Raw genomic sequence first — 26,659 nt, 5'->3', positions numbered from 1 at the left:
AAGGCGCATCCGAGGATGCGCCTTCTCGTAACTTGCAAAGCGGACGGGGTTCGATGTGCGTTCCCCGAGTGACAGTCCAGCGCTTGACCAACCGCACTTGCCGCTTCACGACCAGAACAGAGATAACGCTGTCCTGAGCGGGCAAAGTAAAAGAACTTAGTTGACGGCTTCTTTGAGAGCTTTACCGGCTTTGAAGCCTGGTTTCTTGGCCGCTGGAATTTCCAGGGTCTTACCGGTCTGAGGATTGCGGCCGGTGCGGGCAGGACGATCAGTGACGGAGAAAGTGCCGAAGCCTACCAGTACAACAGAGTCGCCAGCCTTGAGAGCGCCAGTGACGGATTCGATTACAGCGTCCAGCGCACGGCCAGCAGCAGCTTTCGGGATGTCAGCGGATGCGGCGATAGCATCAATCAGTTCCGACTTGTTCACTCTAAGTCCCCTTATGTATTTGAGTATTTCTAAGTTTTTTTGGGTGCAACCAAACGAACACTGAGCGGCCTGAACAGGCTTAAAGAGCCGCTTTATAGCAAGGGCTCCAAAAACCTGTCAAGGAAGGCCTCCCAGACTAATGCGTGCTGATCCTCTCCTTGGCGTCAGACTCGCGTTTTTCATCCTTGGCAACCATCTCGGGAGCCACGTCCGGCAAGGGCTCCGGCGCGTATTGCAGCGCAATTTGCAGGACCTCGTCAATCCATTTAACCGGTTTGATCTGCAGGTCCGCCTTGATGTTGTCAGGGATTTCCTTCAAATCGCGAACGTTCTCCTCGGGGATGATCACCGTCTTGATGCCCCCACGGTGAGCAGCCAGCAATTTCTCCTTCAAACCACCAATGGCCAGTACCTGTCCACGCAGGGTGATTTCACCCGTCATGGCGACATCGGCACGGACCGGGATCTGCGTCAGGGCCGACACCAGTGCCGTGCACATGCCCACGCCGGCGCTAGGGCCGTCTTTGGGGGTCGCGCCTTCCGGCATATGGATATGCGTGTCGCGCTTCTCGTGGAAGTCCAGGGGGATGCCCAGGCTCTTAGCACGGCTGCGCACAACCGTCAGCGCAGCGGTGATCGACTCGACCATGACATCGCCAAGCGAACCGGTCTTTATCAGTTGCCCTTTGCCCGGTACAACAGCCGCCTCGATCGTCAGCAATTCGCCGCCAACCTGCGTCCAGGCCAGACCCGTCACTTGGCCGACCTGATCCTGCTGTTCTGCAAGGCCATAACGGAACTTGCGAACACCGAGATAGTGCTCCAGCGTCGCTGCAGTCACAGTGACGGAGAAACGCTTCTCTTGGGCGTGCTCCTTGACCGCCTTGCGGCACACCTTGGCGATCTGGCGCTCAAGGCTGCGCACACCCGCTTCACGGGTGTAGTAGCGCACGATGTCTCGAATGGCTTCCTCTTCAAACTCGATCTCGCCCTTCTTCAAACCGTTGGCAGCGATCTGCTTGGGTGAGAGGTACTTGGTCGCGATGTTGATCTTTTCGTCTTCGGTGTAACCGGGCAGACGGATCACTTCCATCCGGTCAAGCAGCGCCGGAGGTATGTTCATCGAGTTGGCGGTGCACAGGAACATGACGTCGGAAAGGTCGTAATCGACTTCGAGGTAATGGTCGTTGAAATTGTGGTTCTGCTCGGGATCGAGCACTTCCAGCAACGCCGATGCCGGGTCGCCACGCATGTCGCTGCCCATCTTGTCGATTTCATCGAGCAGGAAGAGCGGGTTGCGCACACCCACTTTGGTCATCTTCTGAATCAGGCGACCTGGCATCGAGCCAATGTAAGTACGGCGGTGTCCACGGATCTCCGCCTCATCGCGCACGCCGCCCAGCGCCATGCGAACAAACTTGCGATTGGTCGCGCTGGCAATCGACTCCGCCAGCGAGGTTTTACCCACACCAGGAGGACCGACCAGGCACAGCACCGGACCACGAATTTTCTTCACGCGCTTTTGCACGGCGAGGTATTCGAGGATCCGCTCTTTGACTTCATCAAGACCGTAGTGGTCAGCGTCGAGGATGTCTTCGGCGCGGGCGAGATCCAGACGGACCTTGCTCTGAGCCTTCCACGGCACCTGGACCAGCCAGTCGATGTAGGAGCGAACCACCGTCGCCTCCGCAGACATGGGCGACATCTGCTTGAGCTTGTTCAGCTCGGCGGTCGCCTTGGTCATCGCGTCTTTTGGCAAACCGGCCGCATCGATACGCTTCTTCAGCTCTTCGATTTCGTTGTGGCCTTCTTCGCTGTCGCCGAGCTCTTTCTGAATGGCCTTCATCTGCTCGTTCAGGTAGTACTCGCGCTGACTGCGCTCCATCTGCTTCTTCACGCGACCGCGGATACGCTTCTCGACCTGCAGCAAGTCGATTTCGGCATCCAGCAACGCCAGAACGTGCTCGACCCGGGCGGAGAGATCGATGATTTCGAGAATTTCCTGCTTTTGCTCGATCTTCAACGCCATGTGCGCGGCCATGGTGTCGACCAGACGACCCGGCTCGTCGATGCTGTTGAGCGAGGACAGCACTTCAGCCGGGACTTTTTTGCCCAGCTGCACGTATTGTTCAAACTGTGCCAGCAGGCTGCGGACGAAGACTTCGGATTCACGATCCGGTGCATCAACCTCGTCGATCAGCGCCACTTCGGCGCGGCAGTGACCGTCCACCTCAATGAAGCGCTCCACCGAGCCACGCTGCTCGCCTTCGACCAGTACCTTCACTGTGCCATCCGGCAGCTTCAGCAGCTGCAGTACGGTCGCGACAGTACCTACGCTGTAGAGCGCGTCTTCACCAGGATCATCATCGGCAGGATTACGTTGCGCGAGCAGCAGAATCTGCTTGTCGCCAGTCATCGCGGCTTCAAGGGCTTCGATCGACTTCTCGCGTCCCACAAACAGTGGGATAACCATATGCGGGTACACCACAACATCGCGCAGTGGCAACAGAGGCAGTTCAATGGTCGTCTTCATGATTTCGCCTCTACGGCGGCCTTCAGGCCATGGACAGATATAAATAAGCTGAAAATCAAGATGGGGGTTGGACCTTAAAAAAACAAGCGCCGCTTTGAGTTAATCCGCCAGCGGTGCAGAAACGGCAACAGCGCGGCCCAGTCGGGTGAGGTGTTGGGAGGAAACGCGAAAAGGGCCCGAGGGCCCTTTTCGTTTCCAGTCGCCCGGTGCGTTGCCGAGGGGCTACGCGTCCGGTGCCGCCTTGGCAGGTGGCTCGCTGTTTTCGTAGATCAACAGTGGTTTGGAAGTGCCTTCGATAACGCTTTCGTCGATCACCACCTTGCTCACGTCCGACTGCGACGGGATCTCATACATGGTGTCGAGCAGAACGCCTTCGAGGATCGAGCGAAGACCACGAGCGCCGGTCTTGCGCTCAAGCGCGCGGCGGGCAACCGATTTCAACGCATCGGGGCGGAACTCAAGGTCCACACCTTCCATTTCGAACAGCTTGCCATACTGCTTGGTCAGCGCGTTCTTCGGCTCTGTGAGAATCTGCATCAAAGCAGCCTCATCCAGTTCGTCGAGGGTCGCCAATACCGGCAGACGACCGACAAACTCCGGAATCAGGCCGAACTTGACCAGATCGTCAGGCTCGACTTCACGCAGGGACTCGCCGACCTTCTTGCCCTCTTCCTTGCTGCGAACTTCGGCGTTGAAGCCGATGCCGCCCTTGGTGGAGCGATTCTGGATGACCTTTTCCAGGCCAGAGAACGCGCCGCCGCAGATGAAGAGAATATTGCGCGTGTCCACCTGCAGGAACTCCTGCTGCGGGTGCTTGCGACCGCCTTGGGGCGGAACGGAAGCCACGGTGCCTTCGATCAACTTCAACAGCGCCTGCTGCACGCCTTCGCCCGACACATCACGCGTGATGGAAGGGTTGTCCGACTTGCGTGAAATCTTGTCGATTTCGTCGATGTAGACAATACCCATCTGGGCCTTCTCGACATCGTAATCGCACTTCTGCAGCAGCTTCTGAATGATGTTCTCGACGTCCTCACCCACATAACCGGCTTCGGTCAGGGTGGTGGCGTCGGCGATGGTGAACGGTACGTTGAGCAAACGCGCAAGCGTTTCCGCAAGCAATGTCTTGCCGGAGCCCGTAGGCCCGATCAGCAGGATGTTGCTCTTGCCCAGTTCAACGTCGTCGTTTTTCTTGTCGCGCTGGTTCAGACGCTTGTAGTGGTTGTAGACCGCTACTGCGAGAACCTTTTTGGCACGCTCCTGACCAATGACGTACTGGTCAAGGATGCCGCTGATTTCTTTGGGCGATGGCAATTTATGCGCACTGCTCTCGGCCTGTGCTTCCTGCACCTCCTCGCGGATGATGTCATTGCACAGGTCGACGCACTCGTCACATACAAATACCGAGGGGCCGGCAATCAATTTACGCACTTCATGCTGGCTTTTGCCGCAGAAGGAGCAATAAAGCAGTTTGCCGTTGTCCTCGCCGTTGCGGGTGTCAGTCATTCGATCGATCCAATCCGGTAGGCTTGCAACACAAGATGAAGGCAATTGCCCGATATTTCAAGTCCGCAGGTGGCGCGGCGATGCCGACCACCCGGGATCATTGCCCTTCACGCAATCATTTGGCCATTTGACGACGGTCGATGACCGAGTCCACCAAACCGTATTCAGCAGCACGCTCGGCGCTCATGAAATTGTCGCGGTTGGTATCACGCTCAATGGTCTCAAGCGTCTGACCGGTGTGGTGCGCCAACAGTTCGTTCAGGCGCTGACGGATGAACAGGATTTCCCGGGCGTGGATGTCGATGTCCGACGCCTGGCCCTGAAAACCGCCGAGCGGCTGGTGAATCATGACGCGCGAGTTAGGCAGCGCAAACCGCTTGCCCTTCGCACCACCGGCCAACAGGAAAGCGCCCATGCTGCACGCCTGCCCCATCACCGTCGTCGACACATCCGGCTTGATGAACTGCATGGTGTCGTAGATCGCCATGCCTGCAGTCACCGAACCGCCAGGGGAGTTGATGTAAAGATGGATGTCCTTGTCCGGGTTTTCCGCTTCAAGGAACAGCAGTTGTGCCGAGATGAGGTTGGCCATGTAGTCTTCAACCGGGCCGACCAGGAAGATGACGCGTTCCTTGAGCAGGCGGGAGTAGATGTCATAGGCGCGCTCGCCACGGGCGGACTGCTCGATAACCATCGGGACCAGGCCGCCAGCGGCCTGGATGTCAGAGTTCTGCTGAATATAAGAATTGCGGGACATGTCTCGCATTCACTCCCAAATAGTCATGTCTTGAATACGCATAAGCCAGCGCGAAGGCTGGCTTATGGTGTTTTCGAACGAGAGAAGGTGATCAGTCGGCTTGTGGAGCTTCAACCGGCTTGACTGCCTCTTCGTACGAGACCGCTTTGTCGGTCACGCTCGCTTTCTGCAAAACAGTATCCACAACTTGTTCTTCCAGCACAACCGAACGAACTTCGTTCATTTGCTGTTCGTTCTTGTAGTACCACGCCACGACCTGCTCTGGCTCCTGGTAGGCCGAAGCCATTTCCTGGATCAGCTCGCGAACACGGGTGTCGTCTGGCTTGAGGTCGAACTGCTTGACGACTTCAGCGACGATCAGACCCAGCTCGACGCGGCGCTTGGCCTGCTCTTCGAACAGCTCGGCTGGCAGTTGGTCAGGCTTGATGTTGCCACCAAACTGCTGAACAGCCTGAACGCGCAGACGGTTTACTTCGTTTTCCAGCAGCGCTTTAGGCACTTCGATCGGGTTGGCGGCCAGCAGACCGTCCATTACCTGATTCTTGACCTTGGACTTGATCGCCTGACGCAGCTCGCGCTCCATGTTCTTGCGAACTTCGGTGCGGAAGCCTTCGATGTTGGTTTCCTTGATACCGAATTGCTTGAAGAACGTTTCGTTCAGCTCAGGCAGGGTCGGTGCCGATACCGTGTTGACGGTAACGGTGAACTCGGCGGTCTTGCCAGCCAGTTCCAGATTCTGGTAATCCTCTGGGAAAGTCAGGTTCAGAACGCGCTCTTCGCCCGCCTTCGCACCGACCAGACCGTCTTCAAAACCCGGGATCATGCGACCCGAACCCAGCACCAGCTGAGTACCGGTGGCCGAACCGCCAGCAAACGCTTCACCGTCGATCTTGCCGACGAAATCGATGTTCAGCTGGTCTTCGTTTTGTGCAGCACGGTCAACCACTTCAAAGCTGACGTTTTGCTTGCGCAGGATTTCCAGCATGTTGTCCAGGTCGGAATCGGCAACGTCAGCCGACAGACGCTCGACAGAGATGGATTCAAAACCGGCAACGGAGAACTCGGGGAACACTTCGAAAGTCGCGATGTACTCGAGGTCCTTGCCTTTTTCAAAGGTCTTGGGCTCTACGGAAGGTGCGCCAGCCGGATTCAGCTTTTGCTCAACGACAGCTTCGTAGAAGGTTGCCTGGATCAGGTCGCCCAGTGCTTCTTGACGAGCACCGTCTTCGTAACGCTGGCGGATCACGCTCATAGGCACTTTGCCTGGGCGGAAGCCCGGGATCTTGGCTTTACGTGCGGTCTGCTGCAGACGCTTGTTGACTTCAGTCTCGATGCGCTCAGCAGGCACGCCAATGGTCATGCGGCGCTCGAGAGCGGAAGTATTTTCAACAGAAACTTGCATGGATATTCCTCGTTGCACAGACGTTAGCCGGCCGTTTCCGACCCCAGAATCAAGGGCAAGCATTCTAGTGGGTCAAACTCAAGAAGTCACCCTACTGAACAAGGGTAAATAAAGTGGCGTGCAGCCCGGGAATCGCAAGCCGATGATTCGGCCTGCGGGAGGTGTCTGGGACGCACCTGATACGCCCCCATATAAAAGGAAGCGAAAGGACGGCCCAGTCATGATCCAGCCCCTGGAGGCACACCTTGTGGGCCTTGTGTCATGGACACATCAAGCGAGGGCCACGATGAAACCTGCGTTGAAACAAAAAAAGCCGCACAAGGCGGCTTTCTTTATCCCCTCAACACTCAAATAAAGTGTTGCGAGGCTTGTAGCTGGTGCGGACGGAGAGACTCGAACTCTCACACCTTTCGGCGCTGGAACCTAAATCCAGTGTGTCTACCAATTCCACCACATCCGCGTTTTGAAGCGCTTAAAGCAAAGGCGCCAGATTATGAATCTGGCGCCTTTTCGAATATGGGGTGGACGAAGGGGATCGAACCCTCGACAACGGGAGTCACAATCCCGTGCTCTACCAACTGAGCTACGCCCACCATATTGCGTTGTAACCGACGCATTCAAACTGAATGCTACTTGTGCCAAAGCTGCCTAATGGCGCACCCGGCAGGACTCGAACCTGCGACCATCCGCTTAGAAGGCGGATGCTCTATCCAGCTGAGCTACGGGCACTTATTTATTTGCCTTCGTTTAGACTGCAAATCAAGAGCTTTCAATCACGCTGAGCCGATCTTAACTCTACCTGACTTATTCAACCTTTCGACCTGATCTGCCGTCTCCGGCTAATCCTGTGTGGGGTTGTGCCCGACAAGTGCGACGAATCTTATAGACGGCCCAAAAGGTCGTCAACACTTTTTTCTAAAAAATTGAGTTAATTAAAGGGCTTAGCTTATTAAGCGAACCAACCGTCTTTGCCCTTGGGTCAGGTCATGCGAGAATGCGCGCTCTTTTTCCCTCCCTTCCGATGGTTAATCACGCGTAATGACTGCAAAACTAATAGACGGCAAAGCGATCGCAGCCAACCTGCGCCAGCAGATCGCCCAACGAGTCGCCCAGCGTCGCGAGCAAGGTCTGCGCACGCCCGGCCTCGCGGTGATTCTGGTCGGCAGCGACCCCGCCTCTCAGGTTTACGTCTCGCACAAACGCAAAGACTGCGAAGAGGTCGGCTTCATCTCGCAGGCCTATGACCTGCCCAGTGAAACCACCCAGACCGAACTGACCGACCTTATCGATCGCCTCAACGACGATCCGGCCATTGACGGCATCCTGCTGCAACTGCCACTGCCCGAGCACCTGGAGTCGTCCAGCCTGCTGGAACGCATTCGTCCGGACAAAGATGTCGATGGCTTTCATCCGTATAACGTCGGCCGTCTGGCACAGCGCATTCCCCTGCTGCGCCCCTGCACCCCCAAGGGCATCATGACCCTGCTGGAAAGCACCGGCGTTGATCTGTACGGCAAGGACGCAGTGGTCGTCGGCGCGTCCAACATCGTCGGTCGTCCGATGGCGATGGAACTGCTGCTGGCAGGCTGCACCGTGACCGTAACGCACCGCTTCACTCAGGATCTGGCCGGGCACGTCGGCCGCGCCGATCTGGTGGTTGTGGCCGCGGGTAAACCGGGCCTGGTGAAGGGCGAGTGGATCAAGCAGGGGGCGATTGTCATTGACGTCGGCATTAACCGTCAGGACGACGGCAAACTGGTAGGCGATGTGGTGTACGAAACCGCCCTGCCCCGTGCAGGCTGGATTACACCCGTGCCCGGTGGCGTGGGCCCGATGACCCGCGCCTGCCTGCTGGAAAACACGCTGTATGCCGCCGAGACGCTGCACGGCTGATCGCTCCCGTATTGCGCAGCAAAGCGCACCAATGAAAAACGGCACCCGAGGGTGCCGTTTTTTATTCGCCGGAAGTCTCTCCAGCCAGCTTATTTCTTGCCCGCTTCCCAGCTCTTCAAGAGGTCGGAGTAAGCGATGGTTTCGCCCTTCGGCTTCTCGTTGGCCAGCTTGCGTTGCGGCGCCAGGAACGCACCGTTGCTCTTCTCTGCCTTGGTGTACCACTCCTCAGCCGAGGTTTCCGGGTTCATCTTCGGTGCGCAACCGCTGGCATCCTGAACCTTGGAGCGCTCGATGCGGGTCATGATTGCATCCTGATCCTTGGCCAGACCGTCGAGAGCCGCCTGGGCGGTTTTCTCGCCGGTAACGGCCTCAGCCACATGGCTCCACCACAGCTGAGCCAGCTTCGGATAGTCCGGTACGTTGGTGCCGGTCGGCGACCACTGCACACGGGCCGGGCTGCGATAGAACTCGACCAGACCACCGAGCTTCGGCGCCAGGGCCGTCATCTCTTTGGAGTTGATGTCCGATTCACGAATCGGCGTCAGGCCCACGATAGTTTTCTTCAGCGAGACCGACTTCGACGTTACGAATTGCGCGTAGAGCCAGGCCGCAAGGCGCTTCTTCTCTTCGGTGGACTTGAGGAAGGTCCAGGAGCCCACGTCCTGATAACCCAGCTTCATGCCCTCTTTCCAGTAAGGACCTTTTGGCGATGGCGCCATCCGCCATTTCGGCGTGCCGTCGGCGTTCATGACCGGCAGACCAGGCTTGGTCATGTCGGCGGTGAAGGCGGTGTACCAGAAGATCTGCTGCGCGACGTTACCCTGGGACGGCACCGGGCCGGACTCGGAGAAGGTCATGCCTGCAGCTTCAGGCGGCGCGTAGGCCTTGAGCCAATCGATGTACTTCTGGGTGGCATACACAGCGGCCGGGCCGTTGGTGTCGCCGCCGCGGGTGATGCTCGAACCGACCGGGTGGCAGGCTTCTACGCGAATGCCCCACTCGTCCACGGGCAGACCGTTGGGCAGGCCCTTGTCGCCGCTGCCGGCCATGGAAAACCAGGCGTCAGTGAAGCGCCAGCCCAGGGATGGATCTTTCTTGCCGTAATCCATGTGGCCGTAGACTTTCTTGCCGTCCAGTTCCTTGACGTCCTCGCTGAAGAACTTGGCAATGTCTTCATAGGCCGACCAGTTGACCGGGACGCCCAGTTCGTAGCCGTATTTGGCCTTGAACTTCTCTTTGAGGTCAGCACGGTCGAACCAGTCGGCGCGGAACCAGTACAGGTTGGCGAACTGCTGGTCGGGCAACTGATAAAGCTTGCCGTCTGGCGCGGTGGTGAAAGACGTACCAATGAAGTCCTTGAGGTCAAGCGTAGGGGAAGTGACTTTCGACCCCTCGGCGCTCGCCATCAGGTCTGTCAGAGACATCGCCTTGCCGTAGCGGAAGTGAGTACCAATCAGGTCGGAGTCGTTTACCCAGCCGTCATAGATACTTTGGTTGGACTGCATGGCAGTCTGCAGCTTCTCGATCACATCACCTTCCTGCAACAGGTCGTGGGTGACCTTGATGCCGGTGATTTCAGTGAACGCCTTGGCCAGGGTTTTGGATTCATATTCGTGGGTGGTCAAGGTTTCGGAAACCACCTTGATGTCCATGCCACGGAACGGCTCGGCCGCCTTGATGAACCACTCCAGCTCCTTGAGCTGGTCGGCATCGGACAGCGTGGTCGGTTTGAATTCGCTGGAGGCCCATTTCTTGGCGGCATCCTCGTACTGGTCGGCCCAGGCCGAAACGCTCAAGCCACTGAGCATCACCATCGTTGCTACCGTCACACTATGTCGCAGCTTGTTTTTCTTATTGAACATAGACACCTCTTGTGTTGATTCTTATGTGATCCCGCGTTTCAACCTTCGCTAAAGCCTTCTCAACCCCAACGCATCACCACCAACAGCCACACCAGGGACAGCCCGGAGGCGACCCAGATATTCCAGCTGGTCGCGCCAATCACCAGCAGGTGCAGATAGGCGCTGCCGAGCAGGCCGATGAACAAACGATCGCCTCGCGTCGTGGCAATCGGCAAAAACCCGCGACGTTCAATGCTCGCCGAGCGCAGTTCCCACGCGGTCATCGCCACCAGAATCGCAGCGATGGACGCGAAGAAAATAGCAGTCGGCAGGGTCCAGGACATCCACTCCATTTTTCGACTCCTCAGACACGACCAAGAGCAAAGCCCTTGACCACGTGATTACGAACGAACCAGATCACCAGCATGCCCGGCAGGATGGTCAACACCCCCGCCGCTGCCAGCACCCCCCAATCGATACCTGATGCCGAAACGGTACGCGTCATGACCGCCGCGATCGGCTTGGCGTTGACCGAGGTCAGCGTACGCGCCAGCAACAACTCGACCCACGAGAACATGAAGCAGAAAAACGCAGTCACACCGATGCCCGAGCCAATCAGCGGAATAAAAATCTTGCCGAAGAACTTGGGAAAGCTATAGCCGTCAATGTAGGCGGTTTCGTCAATTTCCTTCGGAACACCGGACATGAAGCCTTCAAGGATCCACACCGCCAGCGGTACGTTGAACAAACAGTGCGCCAACGCTACCGCAATGTGCGTGTCGAACAGGCCGATGGACGAGTACAGCTGGAAGAAAGGCAGCAGGAAAACCGCTGGCGGCGCCATCCGGTTGGTCAGCAGCCAGAAGAACAGGTGCTTGTCGCCGAGGAAACGATAGCGTGAAAACGCATAGGCCGCTGGCAATGCGACACTCAGCGATATCACCATATTCAGGCAGACGTAGTACAGCGAGTTGATGTAGCCGCTGTACCAGCTTTCGTCGGTGAAGATGACCTTGTAGTTCGCCAACGTGAAGTCCCGTGGGAACAGGGTCAGCCCGCCGAGGATTTCGGTGTTGGTCTTGAAAGACATGTTGACCAGCCAGTAGATCGGCACCAGCAGAAACAGCAGGTAGATCCACAGCGGTATGAGCTTTTTGAACGACACTTTTTCGCGCTTGTTCATGGGCGTGCCTCAGTTCTTTTCGCTGTGGGTCATGGCGGTGTAGAACACCCACGAGACCAACAGAATGATCAGGAAATACACCAGCGAGAACGCCGCCGCAGGCCCCAGGTCGAACTGGCCGAGGGCCATGGTCGTCAGGGTCTGGCTGAGGAAGGTCGTCGAGTTGCCTGGCCCGCCACCGGTGAGCACGAACGGCTCGGTGTAGATCATGAAGCTGTCCATGAAGCGCAGCATCACCGCAATCAACAGCACGCTCTTCATCTTCGGCAACTGGATGTGACGGAACACGGCCCAGTTGGACGCCCGATCGATACGCGCGGCCTGGTAGTACACATCCGGAATCGCGCGCAGACCCGAGTAGCACAGCAATGCCACCAGCGAGGTCCAGTGCCAGACATCGATGACCAGCACGGTCACCCAGGCGTCCGACGCGTTGGCCGCGTAGTTGTAGCTGATGCCCAGTACGTCATTGAGGATCCAGCCAAGCAAACCAATGTCACCACGGCCGAAGATCTGCCAGATGGTCCCGACCACGTTGAAGGGAATCAGCAGCGGGATGGTCATCACGATCAGACAGAGTGAAGACCAGCGACCCTTGGTCGGCATGGTCAGCGCAATCGCGATGCCCAGCGGGATTTCGATCAGCAGTACGCAGCCGGAGTAAATGAACTGGCGCAGCAGCGAATCGTGCAGCCGCGGATCCTGCAGCACCTGGCGGAACCAGTCGGCGCCGACGAAGTAGCGGCTGGACTGATCGAAGATGTCCTGCACCGAATAGTTGACCACGGTCATCATCGGAATAATGGCGCTGAACGCCACCAGCAGGAACACCGGCAGGACCAGCCACCAGGCTTTGTTGTTCTGCACTTTACTCATGGGGCACCTCGCCGGCCGGCACTGGTTGGGTAGCGGCCTCCAGCAAAAATTCATCGGCGTACAGCATCAGCCACTGCGCAGGGAAACTGATCCATGCCTGGCCCTGGGGCACCGGCTTGTCTTCCTGCATGCGCACTTTCAACAGCTGGCCGGCCAGGTTGAGGGTGAGGATCTTGTAGGTCCCCAAATCCTCGACGTAGGTCACTTCAGCCTGCATGGCGTCGTCAACGGGTCCGTCCCAGACATGCACGAATTCGGGACGAATCCCGACTTTCAAGGTGCTCCACTGAGTCGCGGCCAGCCGCTGCTGCAAGGCATCGGACAGAGGCAGATGAATGCCGCCGAAACCCACACCGCCCACCTCAGGCTTGACCTCAATGAGGTTCATGCCGGGGCTGCCGATGAAGTAACCGACGAAGGTGTGATGCGGTTTTTCGAACAGCTCGCGTGGCGTGCCGAACTGCACGATCTGACCGCCGTACATCACTGCAATCTTGTCGGCGAAGGTCGATGCCTCCAGCTGATCGTGAGTGACGTAAACCATGGTGATGTTGAACTGCTCGTGAATCTGCTTGAGCTTGCGGCGCAGCTTCCACTTCAGGTGCGGGTCAATTACGGTCAGCGGTTCGTCGAACAGAATTGCCGACACATCGTCGCGGACCAGGCCGCGACCCATCGAGACTTTCTGTTTTTCGTCAGCGGTGAGGCCCTTGGCTTTTTTCTTCAGCAGCGGCTGCAGGTCCAGGACATCGGCGATTTCATGCACCTTGATCTTGACCTTGGCTTCCGGCATGCCCTGATTGCGCAGAGGAAACGCCAGGTTGTCGTACACCGTCATGGTGTCGTAGACCACCGGGAACTGGAAAACCTGAGCGATGTTGCGCTCCTCCGGCGACATGTCGTTGACCACAGTCTCGTCGAACATCACCTTGCCTTCGGAAGGACTGAGCAGACCGGAGATGATATTGAGCAGGGTCGATTTGCCACAGCCGGATGGGCCGAGCAAAGCGTAAGCACCGCCCTGCTCCCAGATGTGGGTCATTTCACGGATCGCGTAGTCTTCAGGACCTGACGGGTGGGCGCTGTAACTGTGTGCGAGTTGTTGCAAGCGGATCTCGGCCATCAGGCAACCCTCGCCATGCGCAGGCCCGGCGCCTGGATAAGGCCGCCCTGCTGATCGAATACGAACAGTTTGTGAGTCGGGATGTACACGCGAATCGGCGTGTCCACGTCGTACTCGTGAACGCCCGGCAAATGCAGCACCAGCGAGAAATGCTCGTTGCGCACGTGCAGGAATGTTTCCGAGCCGCTGATCTCGGCGAGCTCGACGGTCACTGCCAGTTCGAGGTCGTCGTCGTTGGAGGGCACCAGACTCAGATGGCTCGGGCGCACGCCGAAGCGGTAGTCGCCATCGCCAATGCGGCGCAGGTCAACGTTCAGCGGGAAGTGAGCGAAGTTGGCGAAGCTGACTTCGTTGCCTTCAATGCGACCCGGCATCAGGTTGATCGGTGGCTCGGAGAACAATTCGGCGGCCAGCACGGTTTTCGGCTGGTGATACACCTCGGGTGTTCTGCCGCTCTGGATCAGCCGGCCTTCATGCAGGATCGTTGTGGTGCCGCCCAGCGCCAGCGCTTCGTTCGGCTCGGTGGTGGCGTAGATGGCAATGGTGTTGCGCGTCTCGAACAGCTGGCGCATCTCCTGCCGCAGTTCTTCACGCAATTTGTAGTCGAGGTTGACGAGAGGCTCGTCGAACAGAATCAATTCAGCGTCCTTGACCAGTGCCCGCGCCATGGCGGTGCGCTGTTGCTGGCCGCCGGACAGCTCAAGGGGGTAACGAGGGAGAAATTTCTCGATGCGCAGCATCTTGGCGGTTTCCCGCACGCGGCGGTCGATTTCCTCTTTCGACATCTTGGCCTGGCGCAGTGGCGAGGCGATATTGTCGTAAACGGTCATGCTCGGATAGTTGATGAACTGCTGATAAACCATCGAAACATTGCGATGACGCACCGCGACATGGGTGACATCTTTGCCATTCATCAGTACCCGGCCGCTGTCTGGTTTGTCCAGACCGGCCATCAAGCGCATCAGGCTGGTTTTGCCTGATAAGGTGCGCCCCAGCAATACATTGAATGAGCCGGGTTCGAAGCTCAGCGACGCATCGTCGATCCAGATCTGACCGTCGACTGCGCGGCTGACGTGCTCAAGCGTGAGAGACATGGCGTGCCCTTTTTATTTGTTTTGTTCGGGGTGTTGCGTGTTTTGCCTTGCGGCGGGTCGTGACATTCGCCGACCGCTTGTTGGATAGCGACAATCGTGCCAATCCGCTTCACCCTCAGCCCAAGCGCTGAAAAGCCCGTACCAGAGCGGTTATGCTGCTTATTCGCACGGATGGGCGTTCACAGGCGAACTTAAATGAACAGCAAAGGCTGAACACTTGAACAAAATGAACGTTGACTTTGAACAATCCTGAACAACAATGGGTGGACGTTTTCGAGCAGGGATGCTCCGCCCAACCGGCATCTCGACAACAATAAGAAGTACTCGGACGGAGCCATTCAATGGCCACACCAGGCGCATCCCCCAGCCACGACACCATCATTCAGGATTCGTGGGCCCGCTGCCGCGAGTTCGGCCTTGACCACCAGTCACGCCCCTCCTTCGGCCGTTTGCCCGAACAACAAGTGTCGCAACTGCTGGAACGTCACCATTCGCTGGTGCAAACCACCCACCAGCAGGTGCTGCCGTTTTACGAGAACATTCTGAGCAATTCCAATTGCCTGATCCTGCTTGCGGATCAACAAGGCCAGGTGCTCAACTCCTGGGGCAATAAGCGCTTCGTCGAGCCGGACCAGCAACCGGGCTTCGTCGCAGGCGCCAGCTGGCTGGAGCAAGGGGCTGGCACCAATGCCATCGGTACTGCGCTTGCCTGTGAACAGGCTGTTCACATTGAACACGATGAACACTTTCTGAAAGCCAACCGCTTCATGACCGGTTCTGCCGCGCCGATTTTCGATGCGTCGCGACGGATGATTGCGGTGCTGGACGTGTCCAGCGACAGCTTCCTGCCGCCTTCCCATACCCTTGGGATGGTGAAAATGATGAGCCAGACCATCGAAAACCGACTGATCCTCGACCAGTTTCAGGACGGCTATTTCCAGCTCATTTTCAATACCGGCCTCAACAATCTGGACAGCCAGTGGGCAGGGTTGCTGGTGTTCGATGAAAGCGGCCGGGTGCTGTGCGCCAATCGGCGCGCTGACAATCTCCTGGGGGTCAGCTTGCTGAACGCTCACATCGAGAACCTGTTCAAGGCGCCCATTGAACATTTGCTGGATCAGGTCGAAGGCCAGCCTTTCCCGCTCCAGGCGCTGGGCCATAACCGCTTTCACAGCGTGCTGAAAAGGCCCAAGGCGCCTGTTCTCAAGCTTCGGGCCGTACCTGTTACCCAGGCTGCGCGGGCTTCCGTTCCCACGTCGGTGGCGCTCTGCGCTGCAGATGAGCGTGTCGAGAAAGCCGCGCGTCAGGGTCAGCGGTTGCTGGAGAAGAACGTGCCGCTGCTTGTCCTGGGCGAGACGGGTGTGGGCAAGGAAGTGTTCGTCAAAGCCCTGCACCGCGCCAGCTCGCGAGCCGATCAGCCGTTGGTGGCGGTCAACTGCGCGGCGATTCCGTCGGAGCTGGTCGAGGCCGAGCTGTTTGGCTATGAAAAAGGTGCGTTCACCGGCGCTCACCACAAAGGCAGCATCGGGCTGATCCGCAAGGCCGACAAGGGCACGCTGTTTCTGGATGAAATAGGCGACATGCCGCTGGCGGTTCAGGCGCGCCTGCTGCGCGTATTGCAGGAACGTTGCGTGCAGCCAGTGGGTAGCAGCGAGCTTTATCCGGTGGACATCCGGGTGATTTCCGCCACCCACTGCTCATTGCGTGAACATGTTCAGAACGGGCGGTTTCGGCAGGATCTTTACTACCGCATCAGCGGGCTGAACCTGGAATTGCCGCCGCTGCGTGAGCGCAGTGACAAGGCCGGGCTGGTGCTTGCCATCTGGGAACAGCACCGCGAACCTCAACAAACGGCAGGTTTCGAGCCTCAAGTAATGGAGCTGTTCGAACGTCATCCGTGGCCGGGTAATTTGCGCCAGTTGAGCAACGTGATTCAGGTGGCGTTGGCGCTGGCGGACGATCAGCCTATTTCCACGGAGCATCTGCCGGAGGACTTTTTCGCTGATCTGGCGATAGGTTGCGAGAGCGTTGAGCCCGAGACAGCGTTGAACCGCAGGGCCGCGCTGGACACGCCGGAAGAGCTGAACGAGTTGCTGCAGGCGGCCGGCGGGAACATCTCGCAGTTGGCCAAGCAACTGGGGGTCAGCCGCAATACGCTGTACAAGCGGCTGCGGGAACAGGGGTTTTAGCCTGAGCCCGGCTGACATATTGCGGCGAAACTCAGCCCCTGCGAATGCCGACTTGCTGGCGAAACACAGAGCCCTGTAGGAGCCGGCTTGCTGGCGAAAACGGTGGGTCAGTGGATCACTCCATGGGTGATTCATCGCATTCGCCAGCAAGCCGGCTCCTACAGTTCCAATATCCAATCGTCCGTGCGCTGGACATCAAACGTGACGCGGAGCGTCAGACGATGCATTCCCACCCGGAGCGTCGCCACAATCAGCACAGAATTGTAACGGTGGCTTGGGCAAGAAGAATTATATGGCTATATTTGGCCAATATTTCCGAATGCGAGCATACATCATGATTATCGTCCCCCTCGGTGAGGCCAAGGACAATCTGTCAAAACTGGTAGATGACGCTGCAGCGGGCCAGACCATCACGATCGCTAAACATGGTCGCGCAATGGCGCGCCTCGTCCCGATCGGGCGGCCCACCGGTAAACGCATCGGTGCTATGAAAGGTATTCTTCAACTACCCGACGACTTCGATGCACCGCTTTCTGACGCGGTGCTTGATGATTTCGAAGGCAGTCGCTCATGAGGATACTGCTGGATACTCATATTCTTCTGTGGGCTCTGACAGACGACCCGAAGCTTTCTCCTAAAGCAAAAAAACTGATCGAAACCGCTACTGAGGTTTACATCAGCGCCGCCACGTTCTGGGAGATGTCGATAAAGATTGGGTTGGGGAAACTAACGGCCGATCTCGAGGAGATTCGTGAGTACTGCCGGGACAGCGGCTTTATCGAGCTGCCTGTCAGCGTTGAACATGCAATCGCAGTCAAAGACCTCGAACACCATCATCGCGACCCATTTGATAGGCTAATCGTTGCTGCCGCCATCACTGAACCGATGAAGCTGATTACCTCAGACCCGATGGTTGCCAAGTACACGTCACTTGCAGTACTGGCCTAAAGCACCTAGGCGCCAAAAGCAGCAGGCCCCCAGACGCTATCATTTTGCAGACTGAACTTCGGGACACTGATCGTCCCCACGCTTCGCGAGGTAACCCCCGACTTTGACGCCCGGCGTCAACGGTGACGCGGAGCGTCAGAGGATGCGCTCCCACGTGTAGGAGCGCGCGTGCCCGCGAAGGGTATCAACTGGCGCCGACGATCAATCCGCCAAGCGCCAGGTCGTCCCGCCCTTGCCGTCTTCCAGCACGACGCCCATGGCGGTGAGCTGGTCGCGGATGCGGTCGGATTCGGCCCAGTTCTTGTCCGTGCGCGCTTGCAGGCGGGCGGCGATCAGGGCTTCGACTTCGGCAGCGTCGACACGCCCCTCCGCGCCGGCGCGCAGGAAGTCGTCGGCTTCCAGTTGCAACACACCCAGCACGCTGGCCAGTTCCTTCAGACGCGCGGCTAGACCTGCCGCTGCATTGACATCGCTGTCGCGCAGACGGTTGATCTCGCGGACCATTTCGAACAACACGGCACAGGCTTCCGGCGTGCCAAAGTCGTCGTTCATGGCTGCAGAAAAGCGCTCGACGAATGCTTCGCCGCCTGCGGGCTCAGCGACCGGAAGCCCCTTCAGCGCATGGTAGAACCGCTCCAGCGCACCTTTCGATTCCTTCAGGCTGTCTTCGGAATAGTTGATCGCGCTGCGGTAGTGGCTCGACACCAACAGGTAACGCACCACTTCCGGATGGTATTTGTCCAGCACGTCGCGAATGGTGAAGAAGTTGTTCAAGGACTTGGACATCTTCTCGCCATTGATGCGGATCATGCCGCAGTGCATCCAGGCATTGGCGTACGTCTTGCCGGTCGCGGCTTCGCTCTGGGCAATCTCGTTTTCATGGTGCGGAAATTCGAGATCGCTGCCACCGCCATGAATGTCGAACGTCTCACCCAGGCAGCAGGTGGACATTACCGAGCACTCAATATGCCACCCCGGACGCCCGGGTCCCCATGGCGATTCCCAGCTGGGCTCGCCGGGTTTGACGCCCTTCCAGAGGACGAAGTCCAGTGGATCGTCCTTGGCTTCGTCCACCTCGATCCGCGCACCGATGCGCAAATCTTCGATTTTCTTGCGCGAGAGCTTGCCGTACCCGAGGAATTTGCCGACGCGGTAGTACACGTCACCGTTGCCCGGCGCGTAAGCATAACCCTTGTCGATCAGGCTCTGGATCATGTCATGCATGCCGCCGATGTAATCGGTGGCGCGCGGTTCCATGTCCGGCTTGAGGATGTTCAGCCGCGCTTCGTCCTCGTGCATCGCGTCGATCATGCGCGCGGTCAGGGCATCGAATGCCTCGCCGTTTTCACGGGCGCGATTGATGATCTTGTCGTCGATGTCGGTGATGTTGCGCACATAGGTCAGGTCGTAGCCGCTGAAACGCAGCCAGCGGGTCACCAGATCGAAGGCCACCATGCTGCGGCCGTGGCCAAGGTGGCAATAGTCGTACACGGTCATGCCGCAGACGTACATGCGCACCTTGTTGCCATCCAGTGGCTTGAAGACTTCTTTGCTCTTGCTGAGCGTGTTGTAGATAGAAAGCACGTTGCCTACCTTAGCTCCACGAATCGCGGAGTGTCACAGTCCTGTTAAAGACCGGATGACCGGGTTTCGAGTCCTTCAGATCCGCGCTGAAATAGCCTTCACGTTCGAACTGGAAACGGTCTTCCGGCTGAGCATCAGCCAGCGACGGTTCAGCGCGACAACCGGTCAGGACCTGCAGCGAGCCCGGGTTGATGTTGTCCAGGAAGGTCTTGCCCTCTTCTGCTTTCTCGGGGTTGGCCGACAGGAACAGGCGGTCATACAGACGCACTTCGCATTCGATGCTCTCAGCGGCCGGCACCCAATGCACGACGCCTTTGACCTTGCGGCCTTCAGGGTTTTTGCCCAGGGTTTCCGGGTCGTAGGAGCAGCGCAGTTCGACGATGTTGCCGTCGGCGTCCTTGATGGCTTCGTCGGCGCGAATCACATAGCTGCCACGCAGGCGCACTTCGCCGTTCGGTTCCAGACGCTTGTAGCCCTTGGGCGGCTCTTCCATGAAATCGTCGCGGTCGATGTAGATCTCGCGGGAGAACGGCAGCTTGCGCACGCCCAGTTCTTCCTTCTGCGGGTGACGCGGCAGTTCGAGGTGATCGACCTGGCCTTCCGGGTAGTTGGTGATGACAACCTTCAACGGTCGCAGCACACACATGGCGCGCGGGGCGTTGTGGTCCAGGTCCTGACGGATGCTGAATTCCAGCATGCCGAAATCGACCACTCCATCGGAACGGTTGGTGCCGATCATCTCGCAGAAATTGCGGATCGACGCCGGGGTGTAACCGCGACGGCGGAAGCCCGACAGCGTCGACATGCGCGGGTCGTCCCAGCCGTGCACGTGTTTTTCATCGACCAGCTGCTTGAGCTTGCGCTTGCTGGTGATGGTGTAGTTCAGGTTCAGGCGCGAGAACTCGTACTGGCGCGGCTTGCACGGCACCGGCAGGTTGTCGAGGAACCACTCGTAAAGCGGGCGATGGCTCTCGAACTCCAGGGTGCAGATCGAATGGGTAATGCCTTCGATGGCATCCGACTGACCGTGGGTGAAATCGTAGATCGGGTAGATGCACCACTTGTCACCGGTCTGGTGGTGGTGAGCGTGGCGAATACGATAGAGGATCGGATCGCGCAGGTTCATGTTCGGCGAAGCCATGTCGATTTTCGCGCGCAGGACACGAGCGCCGTCTTCGAACTCGCCGGCTTTCATGCGGCTGAACAGATCAAGGTTTTCCTCGACGCTGCGCTCGCGGAACGGGCTGTTCTTGCCGGGCTCGGTCAGCGTGCCACGGTATTCGCGAGCCTGTTCGGGGGTCAGGTCGTCGACGTAGGCCTTGCCCGCCTCGATCAGATTGACCGCCCAGGCGTACAGCTGGTCGAAGTATTGCGAGGCGTAGCGCACTTCGCCGGACCACTCGAAACCCAGCCATTTGACGTCGCTTTCGATCGCGTCGATGTATTCCTGGTCTTCCTTCGCCGGGTTGGTGTCGTCGAAGCGCAGATGCGTCACGCCGCCGAATTCCTGAGCCAGACCAAAGTTGACGCAGATCGACTTGGCATGACCGATGTGCAGGTAGCCGTTGGGCTCCGGCGGGAAGCGGGTCACGATCTGGGTGTGCTTGCCCGAATCCAGGTCAGCCTGCACGATCGGGCGCAGGAAGTTGGTTGGAATTGCAGGGCCTGCCTTGGAGTTCGCAGCGGCGTCTTGAGTGGGCTTGCTCATAGGATCCTTGTACGGGTCGCGGCCAGGAAGGCCGGTTAAATCAAAGCGCCTATCATAGCCGAAGCTGTCAAGCCCCTGACAGCGCGCCGTGACAAAACTGCGGAGATGGGCTTGAGGCCGGTTGCCACGGCCGTTCAATCGCAACTACCCGTCCTGCGGCTAGCCTCTGTAAACTGCACGCCTGGGGTGAACCTGCAACTGTGGCCCGTCACGACGTGCGCCCGGTTCTGCGCTCACCACCTCCCACCACGACTTCAAAGAGCGAGCTGACACATGTCGAAAGTAAAGCTGACCACCAATCACGGTGAAATCGTTCTGCAATTGAACGCTGACAAGGCCCCGCTGACCGTTGCCAACTTCCTCGAATACGTCAAGGCCGGACACTACGAGAACACTGTCTTTCACCGCGTGATTGGCAATTTCATGATCCAGGGCGGCGGCTTCGAGCCGGGCATGAAAGAGAAAAAAGACAAGCGCCCGAGCATCCAGAACGAAGCCGACAACGGCCTGCCGAACAAGAAGTACTCGGTGTCCATGGCCCGCACCATGGAGCCGCATTCAGCGTCCGCGCAGTTCTTCATCAACGTCGCCGACAACAGCTTTCTCAACCACACGGGCAAAACCGTACAGGGCTGGGGCTATGCGGTGTTCGGCGAGGTGGTGGAAGGCACTGATGTGGTCGATAAGATCAAGGGCGTCGCCACTACGTCCAAGGCGGGACATCAAGACGTGCCGGCTGAAGACGTAATCATCGAGAAAGCCGAGATCGTTGAGTGATATTGCTGATCTCCGACCTTCACCTTGAAGAAGGACGCCCGGACATCACCCGGGCGTTTCTCGGTCTGCTGGCCGGGCGCGCACGCACCGCCGAGTCGCTGTACATCCTCGGGGATTTTTTCGAGGCCTGGATCGGTGACGACGCCATGTCGCCGTTTCAGCGCTCCATCTGCCAGGTGTTGCGCGCATTGAGTGACAGCGGCACGAAAGTCTTTCTGATGCATGGCAATCGCGACTTCATGATCGGCAAGGCGTTTTGCAAAGCGGCCCGCTGCACCTTGCTCAAGGACCCGAGCGTGGTGAACTTCAACGGCGAGCCGGTCTTGCTGATGCACGGGGACAGCCTGTGTACGCGGGACGAGGCCTACATGCGCATGCGCCGTTACTTGCGCAACCCCATGACGCTGTGGGTGCTCCGGCATCTGCCGTTGAGTACGCGGCACAAGTTGGCCCGCAAACTGCGCAGCGAAAGCCGTGCGCAGACGCGGATGAAGGCCAACGACATTGTTGATGTCACGCCCGATGAAGTGCTACAGGTGATGATGGAGTCCGGCGTCAAGACGCTGATCCACGGCCACACCCACCGGCCTGCGGTTCATGACGTGCAGCTCGACGGCACTACAGCCCAACGCATCGTGCTGGGTGACTGGGACCGCGAAGGATGGCTGCTTCAGATCGATGAACAGGGCTTTCATCTGGAATCGTTCGCATTCGAGCCGTAGTCGTTTTTTGGTTGACGAGTAATAGCCTGTTAGCCGGACATCAAGGCTGGACACAAACTGCCCCCGGGCGATGCCCTGCAGGAATGCAGTTTGTCGCCGGAAATCGACCTGTTAGGAATGCAGGTTTATCGCCGGACATCGACCTGTTAGGAATGTAGGTTTATCGCCGGACATCGACCTGTAGGAGCGCGCTTGCCCGCGAATTGCGGTGGGTCATTCAGACAAGTGGCGTCTGGGATAACGCATTCGCGGGCAAGCGCGCTCCTACAATGATCTTCGCCAGTCGTGGCTGTTGTGGCGCCTCACCCACATCGAATGTGCCGCCCCCTGCAGTAGAGCATTCAGAGCTGTAGCGTCTGGCACTACGCGATTTACGGGCAATGCGTTCCAGCGATAGCCGGGTTGGCGACAGGTCAAGGTCGGACGCAGGTTCATCGCCGGACACGGACCTGTAGGAGCACGCTTGCCCGCGAATTGCGGTGGGTCATTCAGACAAGTAGCGTCTGAGAAAACGCATTCGCGGGCAAGCGCGCTCCTACAACGATCTTCGCCAGTCGTGGCTGTTGTGGCGCCTCACCTCCATCGCATGTGCCGATTGCCCCTGCATTACAGCATTCAGAGCTGTAGCGTCTGGCACTACGCAATTTACGGGCAATGCGTTCCAGCGATAGCCGGGTTGGCGACAGGTCAAGGTCGGACGCAGGTTCATCGCCGGACATCGACCTGTAGGAGCGCGCTTGCCCGCGAATTGCGGTGGGTCGTTCAGACAAGTCGCGTCTGAGAAAACGCGTTCGCGGGCAAGCGCGCTCCTACAATGATCTCCGTCAGTCGTGGCTTTTGTGGCGCCTCACCTCCCATCGCATGTGCCGATTGCCCCCGCGGTAGAGCATTAACGCTGTAGCGTCTGGTACTACGCAATTGGCGGGCAATGGCGTTCCAGCGACAGCCGCGTTGGCGACAGGTCAAGGTCGGATGCACGTTCATCGCTGGACATGGAACTGTAGGAGCGCGCTTGCCCGCGAATTGCGGTGGGTCATTCAGATAAGCAGCGTCTGAGAAAACGCATTCGCGGGCAAGCGCGCTCCTACAAAGATCTACGTTGGTCACAGATGAGGCGGCACACCCGTTAAAGCCGCATTCACAAGGTTGCGACCGGGTATTCCCGGGCGCTCACGGACAGGCAACACGCCGGTAAGGGCGAAGCAGTTGCGCAGCCCGGCGGACGATCAATGCCCTCCCCCAGGCGCCGCCTTCGCTGTGAACGGCGGTTTGGCCAGCCAGATGATCAGGATCAGCGACAGAAAGATCCAACCCATCATGTAGAAGTAGTCCACGGTCGACATCATGTAGGCCTGGCTGGTCACCATCGAATCAAGCTGCGCATAGGCCTGATTACTCGCCCCGCCCAGGGTTTCGAGTGCGTGCCGTGTCGTGGGCTCGTAGGCGTTCACGCTCTCGCTGAGATACGCGTGATGCTGGTCAGCCCGGCGTATCCAGATCCACGTGGTCAACGAGGCCGCGAAGCTGCCACCCAGGTTACGCAAGAACGTCGCAAGGCCCGAGCCGTCCGCAATCTGCGAAGGCGGCAAGTCAGACAGCAGGATGCTCAAGGTCGGCATAAAGAACAGCGCCACGCCCGCCCCCATGAATAATTGCACCAGCGCGATGTGGGTGAAATCCACCTGACTGGTGAAATCCGCCCGCATGAAACAACTCAGGCCGATGGCCAGGAATGCCAGGCCGGCCAACAGACGCAAATCGAATTTGTGGGCATAGCGGCCGACGAAGGGCGACATCAGCACCGGTAGCACCCCGAGCGGCGCCACCGCCAGCCCCGCATAGGTGGCCGTGTAGCCCATCTGCGTCTGCAGCCACTGCGGCAGGATCAGGTTGATGCCGAAGAAACCGGCGTAACCCAGCACCAGACAGATGGTCCCGAAGCGGAAATTGCGGAAGGCGAACAGCCGCAGGTTGACCACCGGATGATCGTCGGTCATTTCCCAGATCACAAACACCGCCAGGCCAATCGCCGAGATAACCGAACCGATGATGATGAAGTTCGATTCAAACCAATCCAGGTCGTTGCCCTTGTCGAGCACGATCTGCAGGGCGCCGACCCCGATGATCAACGTGATCAGACCCACATAATCCATGGGTTGCCGGCTGGTGGTCACCGGCCGTGTGGCCATCTGCTGACGAACGACAAAGGCGGCGAACAGACCGATCGGTACGTTGATAAAGAAAATCCACGGCCAGCTGTAGCTGTCAGTGATCCAGCCGCCAAGGATCGGCCCGGCGATGGGCGCCACGACCGTCACCATGGCCAGCAATGCCAATGCCATCCCCCTTTTCGCCGGGGGATAAACCGCAATCAGCAGCGTCTGGGTCATGGGGTACAACGGACCGGCCACCATGCCCTGAATAACCCGAAAGCCCACCAGTTCAGGCATCGACGTCGAGATGCCGCAGAGGAAGGACGCCGTCACGAACAGCAATGTGGCCCACAGAAACAGCTTCACCTCGCCGAAGCGCCTACTGAGCCAACCGGTCAGCGGCAATGCGATGGCGTTACTGACCGCGAACGAGGTAATGACCCACGTGCCCTGCTCCGAGCTGACGCCCAGGTTGCCGGAGATGGTCGGCAAGGCCACGTTGGCGATCGTGGTGTCGAGCACTTGCATGAACGTCGCCAGCGACAGGCCAATGGTGGTCAGCAACAGGCTTGGCGGCGTGAAAGAAGCGGGAGCGTTATTACTCATCGCGAATCCTTTGACACTCGAAGATCACCCAGGCCCGCGTGAACGGGTCTGGGGAGATGGATTGGCGAATCAGCGCTGAGCGGTCTTGCCGCTCGAAGAGGCGCTGTTTTCGTGGATCACGCGTGCAATGAGCGTGTCGGCATCGGCCAGTTGCCTGGCATAGACGTCGGTGGTGAACAACGGCTGTTTAGGCGCTTGCTGCGCCAGTACCGGACCGCTCTGGTCGTGCAGGTTCACGTCAACGGTGGTCGACAGGCCGATTCGCAACGGGTGCTTCGACAGCTCGTCAGCATTGATGTGAATGCGCACCGGCACGCGCTGCACGATCTTGATCCAGTTACCCGTGGCATTCTGCGCGGGGAGCAAGGCAAACGCACTGCCAGTACCGGCGCCGACGCTGTCTACGGTGCCGCTGTACTTGACGTCGCTGCCGTACAGATCCGCTTCGATATCCACCGGCTGGCCGATCCGCATCTGGCCCAGTTGGGTTTCCTTGAAGTTGGCGTCGATCCACAGCTGGTCGAGCGGAATCACCGCCATCAGCGCAGTGCCCGGCTGCACCCGCTGGCCCAGCTGCACCGTGCGCTTGGCGACATAGCCGGTGACCGGCGCGATCAGCGTGCTGCGCGCGTTACTCAGATAGGCCTGACGCAACTGTGCGGCAGCGGATTTCACGTCCGGGTGCGAAGACACCTGTGTGTCGTCCACCAGCGCGGTACTGGTCGCCAACTGCTGCTGAATGTTGGTCAGCGCGTTCTGCGTGGTGGTCAGGTCATCCTTGGCGTGGGACAGCTCTTCCTGGGAAATCGCCCCGCCCGCAGCCAGACTGCGACGACGGTTGTAGTTGTCCTGGGCTCTCTGAACTTCGGCGCGCTGTGCCGCCAGTTGCGCTTTCATGCCGTCGACGTTGCTGTACAGACCGCGCACCTGACGCACTACTTTCGCCAGATTGGCTTCGGCACTTTGCAGCGCCACCTCGGCATCGTTGGGGTCGAACTGGACCAGCACCTGACCTTCACGAACCAGGTCGCCATCGTCGGCGCCGATACTCACCACGGTGCCGGTCACCTGCGGAGTGATTTCCACCACGTTGCCGTTCACATAGGCATCGTCGGTGCTTTCGCTCCAGCGCCCGTACATTTCGTACCAGGCCCAGACGCCAATCACCCCGAGTACGACCACCAACAGCAGGCCGAGTAGCAGCAGCTTGCGCTTGCGCGGGTTTTTCGTCGGTGTGTTCTGACCGGCTTTGTTGTCGGCACCCTTCCCGGCGTCAGGGCCGGCGTTGTCCTTTTGTTCGTGTGTAGCGTTGTTTTCGGTAGTGGCAGTGGCCAT

General features: G+C 58.6%; 21 protein-coding genes and 3 tRNA genes. 6 read left to right on the top strand and 18 right to left on the bottom strand.

Going from position 1 to position 26,659, the window contains the following annotated elements; all coding sequences use genetic code 11:
• Positions 1-156: 156 nt before the first annotated feature.
• From QRN48_RS10810 to QRN48_RS10775, 8 genes are all read right to left on the bottom strand, one after another.
• Complete coding sequence (locus QRN48_RS10810; RefSeq protein WP_272631174.1) at positions 157-444, bottom strand: HU family DNA-binding protein; 288 nt, start codon at positions 442-444, stop codon at positions 157-159.
• Between the two features lie 121 nt (positions 445-565).
• Positions 566-2,962 (bottom strand): endopeptidase La, encoded by a 2,397-nt coding sequence (gene lon / locus QRN48_RS10805; protein WP_037013639.1) that lies wholly within the window; start codon positions 2,960-2,962, stop codon positions 566-568.
• Between the two features lie 222 nt (positions 2,963-3,184).
• Entirely contained in the window at positions 3,185-4,468 is a 1,284-nt protein-coding gene (gene clpX, locus QRN48_RS10800) for an ATP-dependent Clp protease ATP-binding subunit ClpX (protein ID WP_037013640.1), read from the bottom strand.
• A gap of 115 nt (positions 4,469-4,583) precedes the next feature.
• On the bottom strand, positions 4,584-5,225 hold the full coding sequence (gene clpP, locus QRN48_RS10795) for an ATP-dependent Clp endopeptidase proteolytic subunit ClpP (RefSeq protein ID WP_037013642.1): 642 nt from the start codon (positions 5,223-5,225) through the stop codon (positions 4,584-4,586).
• A gap of 91 nt (positions 5,226-5,316) precedes the next feature.
• A complete protein-coding gene (tig, locus tag QRN48_RS10790; protein ID WP_191945778.1) occupies positions 5,317-6,627 on the bottom strand; it encodes a trigger factor in 1,311 nt (436 codons plus the stop codon).
• Between the two features lie 375 nt (positions 6,628-7,002).
• A tRNA-Leu gene (locus QRN48_RS10785) sits at positions 7,003-7,087 on the bottom strand.
• Positions 7,088-7,144: 57 nt separating this feature from the next.
• A tRNA-His gene (locus tag QRN48_RS10780) sits at positions 7,145-7,220 on the bottom strand.
• Between the two features lie 59 nt (positions 7,221-7,279).
• Positions 7,280-7,356 (bottom strand) — tRNA-Arg (locus QRN48_RS10775).
• A 309-nt stretch (positions 7,357-7,665) separates the two neighbouring features.
• Between QRN48_RS10775 and folD the strand changes: the two genes are divergently transcribed.
• On the top strand, positions 7,666-8,520 hold the full coding sequence (gene folD / locus QRN48_RS10770) for a bifunctional methylenetetrahydrofolate dehydrogenase/methenyltetrahydrofolate cyclohydrolase FolD (RefSeq protein WP_037013646.1): 855 nt from the start codon (positions 7,666-7,668) through the stop codon (positions 8,518-8,520).
• An 89-nt stretch (positions 8,521-8,609) separates the two neighbouring features.
• Here the strand turns inward: folD and QRN48_RS10765 are convergent, their stop codons facing one another.
• From QRN48_RS10765 to QRN48_RS10740, 6 genes are read right to left on the bottom strand one after another with little or no spacing between them, the layout of a single operon-like run.
• On the bottom strand, positions 8,610-10,382 hold the full coding sequence (locus tag QRN48_RS10765) for an ABC transporter substrate-binding protein (RefSeq protein WP_037013648.1): 1,773 nt from the start codon (positions 10,380-10,382) through the stop codon (positions 8,610-8,612).
• A gap of 59 nt (positions 10,383-10,441) precedes the next feature.
• On the bottom strand, positions 10,442-10,714 hold the full coding sequence (locus QRN48_RS10760) for a DUF2160 domain-containing protein (protein ID WP_037013651.1): 273 nt from the start codon (positions 10,712-10,714) through the stop codon (positions 10,442-10,444).
• An 11-nt stretch (positions 10,715-10,725) separates the two neighbouring features.
• Positions 10,726-11,526, bottom strand: coding sequence for a carbohydrate ABC transporter permease (locus tag QRN48_RS10755; RefSeq protein WP_037017234.1), 801 nt, complete (start codon positions 11,524-11,526; stop codon positions 10,726-10,728).
• Between the two features lie 27 nt (positions 11,527-11,553).
• The gene (locus QRN48_RS10750; protein ID WP_037013653.1) at positions 11,554-12,420 is read right to left on the bottom strand and encodes a carbohydrate ABC transporter permease; all 867 of its coding nucleotides are present in this window, start codon (positions 12,418-12,420) and stop codon (positions 11,554-11,556) included.
• Complete coding sequence (locus QRN48_RS10745) at positions 12,413-13,543, bottom strand: ABC transporter ATP-binding protein (RefSeq protein ID WP_037013654.1); 1,131 nt, start codon at positions 13,541-13,543, stop codon at positions 12,413-12,415. Before QRN48_RS10745 ends, QRN48_RS10750 begins: the two co-directional genes overlap by 8 nt.
• Positions 13,543-14,637, bottom strand: a complete 1,095-nt coding sequence (locus QRN48_RS10740; protein ID WP_037013655.1) for an ABC transporter ATP-binding protein — start codon at positions 14,635-14,637, stop codon at positions 13,543-13,545. Before QRN48_RS10740 ends, QRN48_RS10745 begins: the two co-directional genes overlap by 1 nt.
• Before the next feature lie 341 nt (positions 14,638-14,978).
• Here QRN48_RS10740 and QRN48_RS10735 point away from each other — a divergent pair, with 341 nt between their 5' ends.
• From QRN48_RS10735 to QRN48_RS10725, 3 genes are all read left to right on the top strand, one after another.
• Positions 14,979-16,826 (top strand): sigma-54-dependent Fis family transcriptional regulator, encoded by a 1,848-nt coding sequence (locus QRN48_RS10735; protein ID WP_285350516.1) that lies wholly within the window; start codon positions 14,979-14,981, stop codon positions 16,824-16,826.
• Between the two features lie 334 nt (positions 16,827-17,160).
• Entirely contained in the window at positions 17,161-17,400 is a 240-nt protein-coding gene (locus QRN48_RS10730) for a type II toxin-antitoxin system Phd/YefM family antitoxin (protein WP_191945780.1), read from the top strand.
• On the top strand, positions 17,397-17,774 hold the full coding sequence (locus tag QRN48_RS10725) for a type II toxin-antitoxin system VapC family toxin (protein WP_191945781.1): 378 nt from the start codon (positions 17,397-17,399) through the stop codon (positions 17,772-17,774). Before QRN48_RS10730 ends, QRN48_RS10725 begins: the two co-directional genes overlap by 4 nt.
• A 201-nt stretch (positions 17,775-17,975) precedes the next feature.
• Here QRN48_RS10725 and cysS read toward each other — a convergent pair whose 3' ends face one another.
• Complete coding sequence (gene cysS, locus QRN48_RS10720; RefSeq protein ID WP_285350513.1) at positions 17,976-19,358, bottom strand: cysteine--tRNA ligase; 1,383 nt, start codon at positions 19,356-19,358, stop codon at positions 17,976-17,978.
• A 10-nt stretch (positions 19,359-19,368) separates the two neighbouring features.
• Positions 19,369-21,066: a glutamine--tRNA ligase/YqeY domain fusion protein gene (locus QRN48_RS10715; RefSeq protein ID WP_285350510.1), complete on the bottom strand. Its 1,698-nt coding sequence runs from the start codon at positions 21,064-21,066 to the stop codon at positions 19,369-19,371.
• 273 nt (positions 21,067-21,339) lie between these two features.
• Here QRN48_RS10715 and QRN48_RS10710 point away from each other — a divergent pair, with 273 nt between their 5' ends.
• Together QRN48_RS10710 and QRN48_RS10705 are read left to right on the top strand one after the other, a co-directional pair.
• Positions 21,340-21,843 carry a peptidylprolyl isomerase gene (locus QRN48_RS10710; RefSeq protein ID WP_037013664.1) on the top strand — a complete coding sequence of 168 codons (504 nt, stop codon included), beginning with the start codon at positions 21,340-21,342 and terminating at the stop codon, positions 21,841-21,843.
• Positions 21,840-22,565, top strand: a complete 726-nt coding sequence (locus QRN48_RS10705; protein ID WP_285350506.1) for a UDP-2,3-diacylglucosamine diphosphatase — start codon at positions 21,840-21,842, stop codon at positions 22,563-22,565. Before QRN48_RS10710 ends, QRN48_RS10705 begins: the two co-directional genes overlap by 4 nt.
• Before the next feature lie 1,226 nt (positions 22,566-23,791).
• Here QRN48_RS10705 and QRN48_RS10700 read toward each other — a convergent pair.
• Positions 23,792-25,324: a DHA2 family efflux MFS transporter permease subunit gene (locus QRN48_RS10700; protein WP_037013673.1), complete on the bottom strand. Its 1,533-nt coding sequence runs from the start codon at positions 25,322-25,324 to the stop codon at positions 23,792-23,794.
• 69 nt (positions 25,325-25,393) lie between these two features.
• Positions 25,394-26,659, bottom strand: a complete 1,266-nt coding sequence (locus QRN48_RS10695) for an HlyD family secretion protein (protein ID WP_285350503.1) — start codon at positions 26,657-26,659, stop codon at positions 25,394-25,396.

The sequence above is a fragment of the Pseudomonas sp. ME-P-057 genome (assembly GCF_030208975.1).
GTDB classification, from domain to species: Bacteria; Pseudomonadota; Gammaproteobacteria; order Pseudomonadales; family Pseudomonadaceae; genus Aquipseudomonas; species Aquipseudomonas lutea.
This window is presented reverse-complemented; position numbering and strand designations above follow the sequence as displayed.